This is a genomic window from Branchiibius hedensis (assembly GCF_900108585.1).
GTDB classification, from domain to species: domain Bacteria; phylum Actinomycetota; class Actinomycetes; order Actinomycetales; family Dermatophilaceae; genus Branchiibius; species Branchiibius hedensis.
Genome location: NZ_UESZ01000001.1, coordinates 735447 through 750234, shown reverse-complemented (window position 1 = coordinate 750234; position 14788 = coordinate 735447). Strand labels below are relative to the sequence as shown.

General features: G+C 68.8%; 13 protein-coding genes and 1 riboswitch. Of the genes, 6 read left to right on the top strand and 7 right to left on the bottom strand.

The window, feature by feature from the left end:
- Nucleotides 1–3: 3 nt before the first annotated feature.
- Nucleotides 4–852, top strand: a complete 849-nt coding sequence (locus DR843_RS03755) for a DNA-formamidopyrimidine glycosylase family protein (protein WP_109684170.1) — start codon at nt 4–6, stop codon at nt 850–852.
- A 10-nt stretch (nt 853–862) separates the two neighbouring features.
- On the opposite strand, the gene DR843_RS03750 is transcribed toward DR843_RS03755, so the two are convergent.
- The 4 genes from DR843_RS03750 to rimO form a co-directional block, all read right to left on the bottom strand.
- Nucleotides 863–1150 (bottom strand): helix-turn-helix domain-containing protein, encoded by a 288-nt coding sequence (locus tag DR843_RS03750; RefSeq protein ID WP_109684169.1) that lies wholly within the window; start codon nt 1148–1150, stop codon nt 863–865.
- A gap of 128 nt (nt 1151–1278) precedes the next feature.
- Complete coding sequence (locus DR843_RS03745) at nt 1279–1752, bottom strand: CinA family protein (RefSeq protein WP_109684168.1); 474 nt, start codon at nt 1750–1752, stop codon at nt 1279–1281.
- Nucleotides 1749–2462, bottom strand: coding sequence for a CDP-diacylglycerol--glycerol-3-phosphate 3-phosphatidyltransferase (gene pgsA, locus DR843_RS03740; RefSeq protein ID WP_342767143.1), 714 nt, complete (start codon nt 2460–2462; stop codon nt 1749–1751). The genes DR843_RS03745 and pgsA overlap by 4 nt, the downstream gene beginning before the upstream one ends.
- Nucleotides 2459–3940 (bottom strand): 30S ribosomal protein S12 methylthiotransferase RimO, encoded by a 1482-nt coding sequence (rimO, locus tag DR843_RS03735; RefSeq protein ID WP_245933971.1) that lies wholly within the window; start codon nt 3938–3940, stop codon nt 2459–2461. Before rimO ends, pgsA begins: the two co-directional genes overlap by 4 nt.
- 76 nt (nt 3941–4016) lie before the next feature.
- Between rimO and DR843_RS03730 the strand changes: the two genes are divergently transcribed.
- On the top strand, nt 4017–5168 hold the full coding sequence (locus tag DR843_RS03730; RefSeq protein ID WP_109684167.1) for a dipeptidase: 1152 nt from the start codon (nt 4017–4019) through the stop codon (nt 5166–5168).
- On the opposite strand, the gene DR843_RS03725 is transcribed toward DR843_RS03730, so the two are convergent.
- The 3 genes from DR843_RS03725 to DR843_RS03715 all read right to left on the bottom strand — a co-directional run bounded on the left by DR843_RS03725 (nt 5156) and on the right by DR843_RS03715 (nt 10232).
- The gene (locus DR843_RS03725) at nt 5156–5650 is read right to left on the bottom strand and encodes a hypothetical protein (RefSeq protein WP_109684166.1); all 495 of its coding nucleotides are present in this window, start codon (nt 5648–5650) and stop codon (nt 5156–5158) included. The genes DR843_RS03730 and DR843_RS03725 overlap by 13 nt on opposite strands.
- Nucleotides 5647–8127 (bottom strand): FtsK/SpoIIIE family DNA translocase, encoded by a 2481-nt coding sequence (locus DR843_RS03720; RefSeq protein WP_109684165.1) that lies wholly within the window; start codon nt 8125–8127, stop codon nt 5647–5649. The genes DR843_RS03725 and DR843_RS03720 overlap by 4 nt, the downstream gene beginning before the upstream one ends.
- 272 nt (nt 8128–8399) lie before the next feature.
- Nucleotides 8400–10232 (bottom strand): NAD(P)/FAD-dependent oxidoreductase, encoded by a 1833-nt coding sequence (locus tag DR843_RS03715; protein WP_109684164.1) that lies wholly within the window; start codon nt 10230–10232, stop codon nt 8400–8402.
- Nucleotides 10233–10338: 106 nt separating this feature from the next.
- Here DR843_RS03715 and DR843_RS03710 point away from each other — a divergent pair, with 106 nt between their 5' ends.
- The 4 genes from DR843_RS03710 (at nt 10339) to DR843_RS03695 (ending at nt 14779) form a co-directional block, all read left to right on the top strand.
- The gene (locus tag DR843_RS03710; RefSeq protein WP_109684163.1) at nt 10339–11514 is read left to right on the top strand and encodes a GAF domain-containing protein; all 1176 of its coding nucleotides are present in this window, start codon (nt 10339–10341) and stop codon (nt 11512–11514) included.
- 30 nt (nt 11515–11544) lie between these two features.
- Nucleotides 11545–11659, top strand: a riboswitch (SAM riboswitch).
- Between the two features lie 64 nt (nt 11660–11723).
- Nucleotides 11724–13163 (top strand): aminotransferase class V-fold PLP-dependent enzyme, encoded by a 1440-nt coding sequence (locus tag DR843_RS03705; RefSeq protein ID WP_109684162.1) that lies wholly within the window; start codon nt 11724–11726, stop codon nt 13161–13163.
- A gap of 165 nt (nt 13164–13328) precedes the next feature.
- Complete coding sequence (locus DR843_RS03700) at nt 13329–14159, top strand: DUF4097 family beta strand repeat-containing protein (protein ID WP_109684161.1); 831 nt, start codon at nt 13329–13331, stop codon at nt 14157–14159.
- Nucleotides 14156–14779, top strand: coding sequence for a PadR family transcriptional regulator (locus DR843_RS03695; RefSeq protein WP_109684160.1), 624 nt, complete (start codon nt 14156–14158; stop codon nt 14777–14779). The genes DR843_RS03700 and DR843_RS03695 overlap by 4 nt, the downstream gene beginning before the upstream one ends.
- Nucleotides 14780–14788: the final 9 nt, after the last annotated feature.

The window sequence follows — 14788 nt, the reverse complement described above, 5'->3', positions numbered from 1 at the left end:
CGCGTGCCCGAGGGAGATGTCGTCCACAAAACCGCGGCACGCCTGCACGCTGCGTTAGCCGGCCGACCGTTGGTCGGGGTGGAGCTGCGTTGGCCGAACCTGCCCGAGGTGGAGCTGCGCGGCCGGGACACCCTGGAGGTGGTCGCGCGCGGCAAGCACCTGTTGCATCGGATCGCCGGAGGGATCACGCTGCACACGCATCTGCGGATGGAGGGCTCCTGGCGCATCCGACCCACCGGCGAGGTCACGCCGGTAGTGGCCCGGCGCGCAGACATCCGGGCCATCGTCGCGGGCGAACAGTGGGCGGCGATCGGCTACCGGCTGGGCATGCTCGAGTTGCTGCCCACGGCCAACGAGACTCGGGTCGTCGGTCACCTGGGGCCGGACATCCTGTCCGAGGATTTTGACGCGGGCCGGGCCGTCGCCAACCTGCAGTCCGCGGGCGATCGCACGATCGGTTCAGCTCTGTTGGATCAACGCAATGTCGCCGGGATCGGCACGATGTTCGCCGCGGAGGCGCTCTTCGCCACGCGCACGCCGCCCTGGCAACCCGCGGCCGACAGCGACGTCGAAGCCATCGTGGCCAGCGCCCGGGCGATGATGCAGCGCTCGATGCAGCAGCCGATCCGCGACGTCATGGAACGGGTGTCAACGCTGGAGGAGTCCGCGGTCCACGCGCGCAGCGGGCGAGCGTGTGTGCGGTGCGCAGGGACGGTGCGAGTGGCCATGATCGGCGAGCCACCTCAGGACCGCACGATGTTCTACTGCCCGACCTGCCAAGGCGGTCTTGGACCGACCGACGACGGCAAACGGCAGAACCCGTTGAACTCGGGTCCGCGCAACACTCGGTAGGAGTACGCCGTCAGGCGGCAGAGACGACCGGCGCCGCAGCCGGCACCGGCAGGCGCACCAGCGACTCCAGGCTGGCAACCCGGTCCGAGACCAGCAACAGCGCCTCGGACATCGGCACATCCAGCGCGTCGCAGATCATGGCCAGCACCTCGGAGGAGGCTTCCTTCTCGCCACGCTCGATCTCGCTGAGGTAGCCCAGCGAGACACTGGCCGCCGCGGACACGTCACGCAGGGTGCGGCCCTGGCTCTGGCGCAGGCGACGCAACACATCACCCAACTCACGCCGAAGCACGATCATGGCGTCACCTCCTGCCCGTGGTACGCGGCCCCGTCACCGGAGCCGACCGAGGTGGTCACCCCGGCTGACCGGGCCACCTGGCCCGATGGGATCAACTGTAGCCGCCGCCCCGGACATTCCCGAGGGGGTTACGCCGTGCCGCGCGCCGCGTCCATCAACAGGTTCAGTGCCGCCTCGACGGTGGCCGACCGGATCTCGTCACGGGATCCGGTCAGGGACAGGATCCGCACGTCGTCACCGGACTCCCAGGCGACGGCGATGAACACCCGCCCGACCGGGGCGCTGCCCTGCGGATCCGGTCCAGCCGCTCCGGTCGTCGCGATACCCAGATCCGCGCCGAGCACGCGTCGGACACCGTGCGCCATCTGCCGGGCCACCTCGGCCTGCACCGGACCACCGGCCCGCAGCAGGAAATCGTCCACTCCCAGCACCGTGTGTTTGGTGTCGGTGGCGTAGCTGACGACACCTCCGCGAACGACGGCTGAGGCCCCCGGGACGCTGGTCAGCGCGGCGCTCACCAGCCCGCCGGTCAACGATTCTGCGACGGCCACCGACCGGCCGGCTGCCGTCAACTCCTTGATGGCCCGCGCAGCGGTGCTCACGCCGCTGCCTTGCCGTGGTCGGCGGAGGATCCACCGGACGTCGAGGACGGTCGGTCCGCCGATCGCAATGCCAGCGCCCGGAATACGTAGTCGATCCCGGTCACCACGGTCACGATGAGAGCGGCGATCATGATCACCCAGGCCGCGTAGTGCAGGAATCCGTTGAGCGGCAGCACGAACAAGCCGATGGCCAGCCCCTGCAGCAGGGTCTTGAGCTTGCCACCGCGACTGGCGGGCAGGACGCCGTGTTTGAGGACCACCAGTCGCAGAACGGTGATGCCGACCTCCCGGATCAGGATCACGATGGTCAACCACCACGGCAGGGCACCGATGATGCTCAACCCGACCAGCGCCGTACCCATCAGGGCTTTGTCCGCGATCGGATCGGCCATCTTGCCGAAGTCGGTGACCAGGTTGCGCGAGCGCGCCAGGTGGCCGTCGACCTGGTCGGTGGCCGACGCGACGGCGAAGACAATGAACGCCGCCACCCGCCACCAGGTCTGGTGTCCGCCGTCGTGCAACAACAGCCACCCGAACAGCGGCACGAGCAGGATCCGCAGGACGGTCAGTCCGTTGGCCATGTTCCACACGCTCACGTCGTTCGGCGGCACCGAGGCCGGGTCCGGCTGAAGGGCCGGCGCGTGGGCCTCGATCCGCTGACGCATCTGATCAGTGGTGAGCGGATCGCGACGCGACCGATGCTCGTTCACGCCCGGCGCTCCGCAACCAGGTCGATCCCGACCGTGTCGATCACGGTGGCCTGCACGATGTCGCCGACGGCCAGGTCCGCGACGGCTCCGGTGAGGATGGTCTCGCCGTCGACGTCGGGTCCCTGCTGACCGGCACGGCCCCGGATCTCGTGGTCCTCCGGGTCGTCCGGGTCCCCCAGGGACTCCACGAGTACGTCGATCTGCTGGCCCACCCGGTCAGCGGCCCGTTGGGCGGTGAGTTCGTCGGCCAACGCCTGGAAATGCGCCACCCGGGCCGCGATCTCGTGCTCGGGCAGTTTGCCCTCGTAGCCTTCGGCCTCGGTGCCGTCCTCGTCGGAGTAACCAAAGACGCCGATGACGTCCAGGTCGGCGTGGGTGAGGAACTGCTCGAGTTCGTGCAGATCGGCGTCGCTCTCACCCGGGAAGCCGACGATGACGTTGGAGCGGATGCCCGCTTCCGGGCTGCGCCGCCGCACGTCGGCCAGGAGCGACAGGAACGCCTCGCGGGAACCGAACCGGCGCATCCGCCGCAATAAGGGCTCGGATGCGTGCTGAAAGGAGATGTCGAAGTAGGGCACGACACCCGGGGTGGAGGTCATCACGTCCAGCAGGTCCGGCCGGATCTCCGCGGGTTGCAAGTACGAGACGCGAACTCGCGAAATGCCTTCCACCGCAGTCAGTTCCGGCAACATCGTGTCAAGCAGTCGCAGGTCGCCGAGGTCCTTGCCGTAGGACGTGGAGTTCTCGCTGACCAGGAAGATCTCCCGCACGTCGTGCTGCCCGAGCCAGCGCGCTTCGGCCAGGACGTCCGCCGGACGGCGCGACACGAACGCACCGCGGAACGACGGGATCGCACAGAACGCACACCGCCGGTCGCAGCCAGAGGCGATCTTCAGGGGTGCCCACGGGCGGCCGTCGAGTCGGGCACGGATCACCCGGGGCGCCGCGACCGGTGACTCGATGGCCACGTCGGCCGCGGGGACCCGGACGTCGCCGTGACCAGGCAGCGCCACGCCGCTGTCCTGGCGTGCGGCTGGCGAGATGGGAAGCAGTTTCCGGCGGTCGCCGGGGGTGTGCGCTGCCGGCGCGTGCCCGGCGAGGATCGCCTGCAGATGCGCCGACATGTCCTGGTAGCTGTCGAAGCCCAGGACGGCGTCGGCTTCAGGCAACTGCTCGGCGAGGTTCTTGCCGTAGCGCTCGGCCAGACAGCCGACGGCCACGACGGCTTGGGTGCGTCCGGTTTCCTTGAGATCCCCGGCCTCCAGCAGCGCGTCGATGGAGTCCTTCTTGGCCTGCTCGACGAAACCGCAGGTGTTGATCACCGCGACGTCGGCCTGGGCGGCGTCCTCGACCAATTGCCAGCCCTCGGCACTGAGGCGTCCGGCCAGTTCCTCGGAGTCGACCTCGTTGCGTGCACACCCCAGGGTCACCAGCGCCACGCTGCGACCCACTACTTCGTCGACGCCTCCGGAAACCACGCCCGCCAGTCTATGGCGCCGATGCACAGGTTCCGAACCGCCGAACCACCCGCCCGCACTGTGATCGAATGGCAGCGTGTCTGACGCTTCCTCGCTGCTGATCATCGACGGCCACAACGACCTGCTCTGGGAGGCCCGCGATCAGGTGGGCTACGACTTCGAACGCCTCGATGTGGGTGGCGACACCACGGGGCGCACGCACACCGACATCCCCCGGTTGCGCGCCGGCGGCGTGGGCGGACAGTTCTGGTCGGTCTACGTGCCCTCCAACCTGCCCGGCGCCACCGCCGTCACGGCGACCCTCGAGCAGATCGATGCGGCCCATCAACTGATCGCACGGTACGACGACCTGCAGTTGGCGCTCAGCGCCGAGCAGGTGCGGACTGCGATGGCAGACGGTCGCATCGCCAGTCTCCTCGGCGCCGAGGGCGGTCAGTCGATCGACTCCTCGCTGGCCGCGCTGCGGATGCTCTATGTCCTCGGCGTGCGCTACATGACCCTGACGCACAACGACAACACGCCGTGGGCCGGGTCGGCGACCGACGTCGAACTGCCCGGTGGCCTGACCTCGTTCGGCGTCGAAGTGGTCCGTGAGATGAATCGCATCGGCATGCTGGTCGATCTGTCGCACGTCGCCCCGAACACCATGCACGCCGCTCTGGACGCCACCCGCGCGCCGGTGATCTTCTCCCACTCCAGCGCACGGACCGTCTGCGATCACGTGCGCAACGTGCCGGACGACGTACTGCAACGGGTCCCAGGCAACGGCGGCGTCGTCATGGCGACGTTCGTCCCCGCGTTCATCTCACCTGCGGTCATGGCCTACCGGCAGGCGCGCCAGGACGCGGCCGCGGCGGCCGGCATCGATTCGCACGACGCGGCGGCGGTGGCGGCGTTCCAGGCCGAGTGGGACCAGACCCGGTCTGCACCGCACGCCACGATCGACGACGTGGTCGCCCATCTGCAGCACCTACGGGAGGTTGCGGGAGTCGATCACGTCGGGGTCGGCGGGGATTACGACGGTGTCGACCACCTGCCCGATGGTCTCGAGGACGTCAGCGGGTACCCCCGTCTGCTGGCCGCGCTGCGGGAGAAGAGTTGGTCGGAAGCGGACCTGGCCAAACTGGCCAACGGCAACCTCCTGCGGGTCCTGGGCGACGCCGAGACGGTCGCGACCGAGCTGCAGGGCAACGAACCGCCGAGCCTGCTGCGCTATCAGTCCACCTGACGCAGTCGCCCGGCATGGACGCCGGCCGCGATCAGCGCCGGGATCCAGCCGACCAGCAACGCCCAACCGGCCCCGGCCTGCAATCCGGAAGGCAGCACGTCGAAGCCCGAACTACCCGGCGAAGCGGCGGCCGCGATACCGACGGCCGCGGCCCCCGCAAGCGCACCAGCGACCAGAACAGCACCCCACGTAGCCCACATCATCGTGTAACCACCACGGCCAGCGGCGGTCTCCCGGGCCGCGGGAGCCACCAGGATCACCGGGACCACCAGGACGATGGCCAGGGCCACCAGGAAATTGGGCAGCGGGTGGCCGTCGTCCGACCACGGCCAGATCACCAGGGTCGCCATCCGCACCAACCCCGACCAGCCCAGGCTGTTGGGCTGCAGCAACGAGCCGAGCAGGCTGGATGCGGCCAGGCACAAGGCGCCCGACAGGCCGGCGCTGAGCCCGACGCCGATCGCGCCGGTCCAGCGGCTCACCGGCCGTGTTCGGTCAGACTCCATGCGTCCTCGGACCCCTCGTCGGAGGATGCCTCGGCGTCGTACACGTCATCGGCGGCCGGCACATCCTCACCCCGCAACAGTGCCAGAGTCGTCGGCAGGTCGTCCGGCTTGACCAGGACATCTCGTGCCTTCGAACCCTCCGAGGGGCCCACCACCCCGCGTGATTCGAGCAGGTCCATCAGCCGGCCGGCCTTGGCGAACCCGACGCGCAGCTTGCGTTGCAACATCGAGGTGGAGCCGAACTGCGTGGTGACGATCAGCTCAGCCGCCTGCAGCATCAGGTCGAGGTCGTCGCCGACCTCTTCGTCGATCTGCTTCTTCGGGGCCACGACGGTGACGTCGTCGCGGTAGTGCACCTGCAACTGGCTCTTGACGTGGGCCACGACCTCGTGGACCTCGGTCTCGGTGACCCAGGCACCCTGCACACGGATCGGTTTGGAAGCACCCATCGGCAAGAACAGCGCATCGCCCTGGCCGATCAGTTTCTCCGCGCCCGGCTGGTCCAGCACCACCCGTGAGTCGGCCAACGACGAGGTCGCGAACGCCATCCGCGAGGGCACATTGGCCTTGATCAGGCCGGTGACGACGTCCACCGACGGACGCTGGGTCGCCAACACCAGATGGATTCCGGCGGCGCGCGCCAACTGGGTGATCCGGACGATCGACTCCTCGACATCCCGCGGGGCCACCATCATCAGGTCGGCGAGTTCGTCCACGACCACCAGCAGATACGGGTACGGCTGCAGGTTGCGTTTGCTGTCCGGCGGCAGCGTGACCTTGCCGGCACGGACCGCCTTGTTGAAGTCGTCGACGTGTTTGAAACCGAACGCGGCCAGGTCGTCGTAGCGGGTGTCCATCTCCCGCACCACCCACTGCAGCGCCTCCGCAGCCTTCTTCGGGTTGGTGATGATCGGCGTGATCAGGTGCGGAATGCCTTCGTAGGCCGTCAATTCCACCCGTTTGGGGTCGACCAGCACCATGCGGACCTCTTCAGGGGTCGAGCGCATCATGATCGAGACGATCATCGAGTTGACGAAGCTGGACTTACCGGCGCCGGTGGCTCCCGCGACGAGCAGGTGCGGCATCTTGGCCAGGTTCGCCACGACGTACCCACCCTCGACGTCCTTGCCGACCCCCATCACCATCGGGTGCTCGTTGCTGCGCGCCGCCTGGCTGCGCAGCACGTCGCCCAGGCTGACCTTCTCGCGGTCGGTGTTCGGGATCTCGATCCCGATCGCGGACTTGCCCGGGATCGGCGACAGGATCCGCACGTCGGCGGACGCCACGGCGTACGCGATGTTCTTGGACAAGGCGGTGACGCGCTCGACCTTGGTGCCCGAGCCGAGCTCGACCTCGTAGCGGGTGACGGTCGGGCCCCGGGTGAATCCGGTGACCTGGGCGTCCACGTCGAACGATTCCAGCGTCGCGCGAAGGGCCTCCACGACCCGGTCATTGGCCGCCGACCGCGACTTGGGCGGGGTTCCCGGCAGCAGGATCTGGTTGGCCGGCAGGGTGTAGGTGACGTCGCCGCCGAGGGCGAGTTGCTCGACCCGCTGCGGGATCGGTGCCACCGGCGGTGCTTCCAGGGGCGGAGTCGCATCGACCGGAGCGGGTGCGGCCTTCTCCCCCGGTCGCAGCGGCCGACCGTCGGGCGTCGTCCGCTCCGGCGCCGGGCCGCCCTTGGCCGGAACGTGATGCACCTGGGCGGCCTGCTCGAAGGGTTCGTCCCCGTCCAGTGCCGGGTCAACGGGTGCGGTACGTCGACGACCCCGTTTGCGGGGCCGGTCCCCGTCGATCTGGTCGCCATGCAGATCCTGGGCTACTGCATCGACGGGACCATCCGCCTCATCCACCATGCCGTGCTGGCCCATCAACCAGCGATAGGTGTGCTGAAGGCGGGCGGGAACCTCCCGCAGCGGGGTCGCGGTCATCACCAGCACCCCGAAGACGGTGACCACCAGCAGCGCCACCCCGGTGCCCCAGGAGCCGATGGCGGCGGCGATGGGACTGGAGGCCAGGAATCCGACCATGCCACCGGCGGTGCGGATGTCGTCGGTCATCGCGGGCGCCGGAATGCCCTTGACCGTGCTGATCAGGCCGCACACTCCGGCCAGGAAGAGCGCCAGACCGATCAGGACGCGGTGCGTGGCCTGGTGGCCCCTGGGCGAGCGCAGCAGATGGCCGCCGAGCAGCAACAAGATGATGGGCAGGGCCAGGGCGACCATGCCGAAGGTGCCGGCGACGACGGCGTAAATGGCGTCACCGAAGGTGCCGGACATGCCCCACCATTCGCGCAACGCGACGACCACCGCGAGCGCGATGAGCAGGAAGCCCAGCCCGTCGCGGCGCTGCTCCGGGGTGACCTCACGGCCGGACATGGCGACGCTGCGGGCGGTTCCACCCGCCGCGTGCGACACGCCCATCCAGGCGGACCGGACGGCGCGCACCGGCATTGGCATCCCGCCGCTGCGCGCTTTGGTGCGGCTGGCCGGCGCGGACGCCCGCGGCGTCTTGGCCGCCGGGCGCGAACGGGCGCTCGGCGATTTGGTACTCGGCGATTTGGCACTCGAGCTGCGAGCCCGGCCCTTGGTCGAGGAGGAGGTCCCGCGGCTCGCGGGCTGACGGGTAGCCACCGAAACAGGCTAGAGGACAGTCACATCTTTCACTTGCGTCACACGCCGCCGCGGTCGGCCCGAATCGGGACCGACCGCGGCGATGAGCGGACTCAGGCGGTGTGATGCACCGGTTGCAACGCGAAGACCGGCGTCTCCAACCCCTCGTAGCGGGCTTTCAACTGCAATGCCAGGTAGAGCGAGTAGTGCCGGGACTGGTGCAGGTTGCCGCCGTGCATCCACAGGTTCGGGACGTTGGTCGGCTTCCACATGTTGCGTTGTTCGCCCTCCCACGGACCCGGGTCCTTGGTCGTGTCCGATCCCAGGCCCCAGCATTTGCCCAGCTGGTCGGCGGTCTGCTGGTCGATCAGGTCGGCGACCCAGCCGTTCATCGAGTTGTACCCGGTGGCGAAGACGACCAGATCCGCGGGCAGTTCGGTGCCATCCTCGAGCACCACGGCGTCCTTGCTGAGGTGGTCGATCTGCCCGTGCACCAACTTCACGTCGCCGTTCGCCACCAGGTCGGCGGAGCCAACGTCGATGTAGTAACCGGAGCCGCGGCGCAGGTACTTCATGAACAACCCTGAGCCGTCATCGCCCCAGTCGTGCCAGAAGCCGGCGCTCTCCAACCGGTCGTAGAAGTCCTTGTCGACCTCAGCCATCTTCTCGTAGGCCGGGATCTGGAACTGGTGCATGATCCGGTACGGCAGCGAGGCGAAGATCAAGTCCGCCTTCTCCGTGGTGACGCCGGCCTCGACCGCCCGCTCGGAATACAGATCGCCCAGGCCGTACTCCATCAGGGACTCGCTCTTGACGATGTGCGTCGAGGAGCGCTGCACCATCGTGACGTCGGCACCGTTCTCCCACAACGCACCACAGATGTCGAAGGCGGAGTTGTTGGAGCCGATGACCACGGCCCGCTTGCCGGCGTAGGCGTCCGGACCGGGGTGCGCACTGGAGTGGTGCACATCGCCCTCGAAGACATCCATCCCCTCGATCTGCGGCATCCGCGGCTTGCCGGACATCCCGGTGGCGAACACCAACTGGCTGGGCCGCAGCGTCACCGGCTGTCCGTCGCGCTCGACCTCGACGGTCCACTCCTCCCGCTCCGCCGACCAGGTCGCCTTCTTGGCCTCGGTGTTGCTCCAGTACGGCACCTCCATCACCTTGACGTAGGACTCCAGCCAGTCGGCGATCTTGTCCTTGGGCGCGAAGACCGGCCAGTTGTCCGGGAACTTCAGGTAGGGCAGGTGGTCGTACCAGACCGGGTCGTGCAGACACAGCGACTTGTAGCGGCCGCGCCACTGGTCGCCCGGGCGGGGATGCCTGTCGATCACCAGCGCCGGGACGGACAACTGCCGCAACCGCGCACCCAGGGCGATGCCGCCCTGGCCGCCCCCGATGATCAGCACGTACGGCTGGGTGGTGGAGCCGAGCGACTCGGCCTCCTCCTGCCGCCGCTCGGCCCAGGTCGTCCGATCGCGGGTGGCGCCGTGCTCGGCACCCTTGGGGCGACGTACGCCGCGTGGTTCCTCATATCCCTTCAACTCGCGCAGGGCGGTGAGCAGCGTCCAGGCCTTGTCCTGACCGTCCTCCTCGGTCAACCGGACCAGTCCCTGCCCACGGCCGACGCCGGTCTCGAACGTGAACCACGCAGTCACCACCCCGTCGTCGTCGGTGGGCGGCTCGCTCGTCGCGAACGACGCGGGATCGGTGCGCTCGAGCGTCTCGGCGAGCAGATCTCCGACACCCTCGCGTCCCTCCACCGTGGCCAGGTTCCAGGTGAACGACACCAGGTCGCGCCAGTAGCTGTCGGTGGCAAAGAGAGCCGTCGCCGCCGGGATGTCCCGGTTGCGCAGTGCGGTCTCGAAGGCGGCCAACCAGGCGTCGGCGCGTGACTGTGCGTCAATCGCCGTTTCAGTCGGATGCTCGGCAGTCTGGGTCATGGGCTCTCAACTCCTTCATGTCGTACGGTGTGATCTACAGCACACTGCCCCGCACCCCCGGGGCGGAACCGTTGCAGCACGTTGCATGCGACGAAAGTGAGTTCTGATGACGTCAGCGGCAGCCGTCGCGCCCGGTGTGGACCTGGGCCTGCACGCACGGCAGTTGGTGCGTTTGCACGATGCCGTCATGTCCGGGTCCAAACCATCAGAACGCCCCCGTCCGGTCGTCGCCCGCTCGTGGGCCCGAATGATGTCCCTCGGCCTGGATCCCGATCGCCCGTTGCACCGCGACATCCTGCCGATCGACCAGGTGCACGCCCGGCGCTCGGACAGTGCGCTGGCGTTGGTTGCCGACCGGATCCGAACCGTGCTGACCAGCGTCGCCGACGCCTCGCTCTTCATCGTGGTCATCACCGACCGGGATGGTGTCATCCTGTGGCGGGAAGGTTCGCCGGCCATTCTGCGACAGGCGGATTCGCTGGGCTTCGCGCTCGGGGCGCACTGGTCGGAGACCTACGTAGGCACCAACGCGATCGGCACCGCACTGGCCGAGCAGGCTCCTGTGCAACTGTTCTCCGCCGAACACTTCGAGCAGCGCCAGCACCCCTGGTACTGCACCGCTGCTCCGGTTCATGACCCGAGGGACGGCTCGCTGTTGGGGATCGTCGACGTCAGCGGCCCGGCCATGACCTTGCACCCGGCGCTGGTGGCGCTGGTGGACAGCGCTGTGCAACTGGCGCAGGGTGCGCTGTGGCAACACCATGAGCAGCAGTTGCGTCGGCTTCGTGAGCGGACCAGTCACCTGATCGCGACCGCCGGCAGTCCGCTGTTGCTTGTCGACGACCACGGTTGGGTGGCCCACCGGGAGGGCGTCAGCGTCCGCGATCGCATCGCCGCGCCGCGGGCCGATCGACTGCTGGCCGTGCCCGGTCTGGGCATGTGTTTTCCCGAGCGCGTCGGGGACGGCTGGTTGGTGCGCCCCGCGCCGAGTCCGCGGCGGCTGTCCGCGCGACTGGGCCGCGACGACACGCTGCACCTGTCTGGTGACGATGACCAGCCGTGGACGGTGCCGCTCAGTCGCCGCCACGCGCAGATCCTGCGCCTGCTGGTCGGCACGCCCCTGGGTCTGACCGCCGCTGCGTTGAGCACCCGGTTGTACGGGGACAGAGGTCACGAGGTGGCGGTCCGGGCTGAGATCAGCCGGTTGCGGCGGGCCGCTGGCGCCCTCATCGTGGCAGCGCCGTACCGCATTGCGGACGGCATCGACGTGGTGTGCGACTGATCGCGCCGCACGCTGCTACAGTTTTTTCCAGGTCAAGAGTCTCAGTCCTAAGCCCCGGCTGACTGAGCGGCAACCCTCCTCCGCGGTGGGGTGCTCCGGGTGACGACCCGGCCGGATCGCAGCAGCGTGACGGCAAGCGCGGACCAGTTCTCCGCTCGCCCCCTTTTCGGCGCGCTCGCTGGTCCCTAGGACCGACGAGGAGCATCGCTATGAGCACAGTCACGAGCATCACACGTACGCCGAGCAGCGGCTTCACCGATCACGCCCCGGGCGTGCTCCCCAGCCCCGAGCACCCCAGTTCGCGGCGGTTGAGCATCGTCACGGATCTGCCCCGCCGCAGTGGCGGGCCGCTGACCGCGACCGGTCTGCCCCGCACGGTCGCCCACGAGATCGGCGTACCCACGGTGCACCGCACGGTCGTGGACATCGCCAACTTCGACCACGGCGCGACGACCCCGGCCCTGGTCGCCGTCAAGGAGGCAGTCGACAAGGTCAGCCCGACCTACGGCTCGGTGCACCGCGGCGCCGGCTTCGCCAGCCGCATCACCACGGCTTGGTTCGAAGAGGCCCGCGCCGAGGTCGGCCGGTTCGTCGGGGCCCGCCCGGGCGATGAGGTGATCTTCACCCGCAACACCACCGACGCGCTGCGGCTGCTCGCCCACGCATTGCCCCAGGACGCACAGGTTTTCGCCTGGCAGTCCGCCCACCACGCCGCGCTCCTGCCGTGGCCGGCGGAGCACACGACGGCGCTGCGGGTGCCGGGCAGTGTGCAGGAGGCCGCCGACCTGCTGCGCACGGCGTTGACCGCCGCCGACCCGCAGGCGCCCAAACTGGTAGTGCTGACCGGCGCGTGCAACGTCACTGGCGAAGTGTGGCCGGTACGCGAACTAGCTTTCATTGCAGCGCAGTTCGGCGCCAGAGTGGTCGTCGACGGTGCGCAGCTGGTGCCGCACCGGGCCGTGGACCTTGACGACCTCGGCGCGGATTGGATCGCGTTCTCCGGTCACAAGATGTATGCGCCGTACGGTGCGGGCGCCCTCGTGGGCCGCGCCGACTGGCTGGACGCCGCCGAGCCGTACCTTCCGGCAGGCGGCGCCACGCACACTGTGTCCGGCGACGGGATCCAGTGGCACACCGGGCCGGCGCGGCACGAGGGCGGGACCCCGAATGCGTTGGGCGCCATCGCCATTGCGGCCGCCTGCGTGACACTCGCCCGGCACCGCGAGACCGTCGACCGGCACGAGGAGGCGTTGGCGACCCGACTGCGCGACGGCCTCGGCCAGATCCCCGGCGTCCGCATCGTTGCAGCGCTCGGCGCCGACCGCCCGAACGTGGGCGTGGTGACCTTCACGGTGGACGGATGGGACAGTTCGCTTGTCTCGCAGGTGCTTTCGGACGAGGACGGCATCGCGGTCCGTGACGGACGATTCTGCGCGCACCTGCTGTGTGACACCGTCGTGGGGCAGAGCGCTGCTGCCGTGCGGGCCAGCCTCGGACTGGCGACGACCCCTGATCACGTGGAGCGGTTGATCGCCGGCGTACGCCGATTGGTCACCTCCGGCTCCGCGTTGCCCTACCGGCACGTGCCCGGCCAGGGCTGGGAAGCCATCGGCGACCCGCGGGACCTGAGCCAGCCGCGGCCCTGGTAGCGGCCCACCCGCGCTCCTCCCCCACTTTTGCAGCGCAACTCACCTGTTTCGGCAACGCCACGGTGAGTTGCGCTGCAGAAGTCGGGGGAAACCGTGCTTGCCGCGCATCCCACTCGCGATATAACGTGTTCCCGACAACGCGATATATCGTGACAGGAGAGGTAGATGCAGGCCTGGGAGATTCGCGAACCGCAAACGCTGAAGATCGGCGAGGACCAGCCGGCCACCGTTCGCACCGTCTCGGTGTCGATCGTCGGCGGCCAGGTCGACGTGGTCACGCACGGCGATGCGGCCGGAGCAACTCTCGAAATACATGAGTTGCGCGGCCGTCCGCTGCAGGTGACCTGGGATGGCAACACCCTCAAGGTCACTCACCTCAAAGCCGAGGGCGAGAACATCTGGGAGACGCTCAAGCGGCTCGGATCCTCCGCAGCGCAGGACCGTGCTCGCCTCTCCATCGCCGTGCCCGAAGGGGTCACGGCCAAGATCAACACGGTCTCGGCGCAGGTGTTGGCCAGCGGCCTGACCCGGCCAGCCAAGATCAACACGGTCAGCGGCGGCGTCACCCTGGACCACATCACCGACTCGGTCGACGTCAACACCGTGTCGGGCACCGTCGAGTTGCACGGTTTGGTCGGTGCGCTCAAGGCCAATGGCGTCTCCGGCAACATCACGGTGCACCGCAGTCGGGTCGACCCGGTCAAACTCAACACGGTGTCCGGCGACATCACGCTGGACCTGCTGAGCGCGAAGACTTCGATCTCTTCGACCGCGGTCTCCGGTGACGTCTTGGTGCGGGTGCCCGACTCCGACGGGTTCGACGTGCAGCTGAGCAGTCTCAGCGGTGCCGCCATCGTCGACGGACAACGGATCGGCAACCCCGGCACCCGCGGTGGCGGCCGGTTGTCCGAGGGCAATCCCACGCTGAAGATCAAGGCGAGTTCAGTGTCCGGCGACGTGGTCGTGATGCGCGCAACGCAAGCGGTCGAGCAATGACACCGGTCTTCCAGCACGGCCAACTGCGCCTGTATCTGTTGGCCCTGCTGGATCAGGGTCCGCGGCACGGCTACGACATCATCCGCGATCTGGAGGAACGCTTCGGCGGGCTCTACACCCCCAGCGCGGGCACGGTCTACCCGCGCCTGGCCAAGCTCGAGGAGGACGGTCTGGTCTCGCGGACCGATGACGGCCGCAAAGCCACCTACGTCATCACCGACGCGGGCCGTCAGGAGGTCCGCGATCGCAAGGAGGACCTGGGTGAGCTCCAGGCCGATCTGGACCGGTCCGCACGGGAACTCGCCGATGAAGTTCGGGCCAGGGTGCACGGCAGTGCCACAGACCTGCGGGCCGAACTGAAGGCAGCGGCGCGCGAGGCACGGCGGACCGCGACCACGGTCCCCGGTGCGTCCGGGCCGGGATCGACCAGCTGGCAGGCCTTTTCGGAGGTGGGCCCAGAGGTCGCGGCCATCGAGCGCAGCCTGCGGGATCTGAGCAAGGCCGTGCGCAAAGCCGCGACCGGCAAGCACAGCACCCCCCAGCTGCGGCACACGCTGCTGGGCGCGCTGGAGGAGGCGCAACGGCAGGTTCGGGACGCCGCACGTCAGGCCGGGTCCTAATCTGGGGCG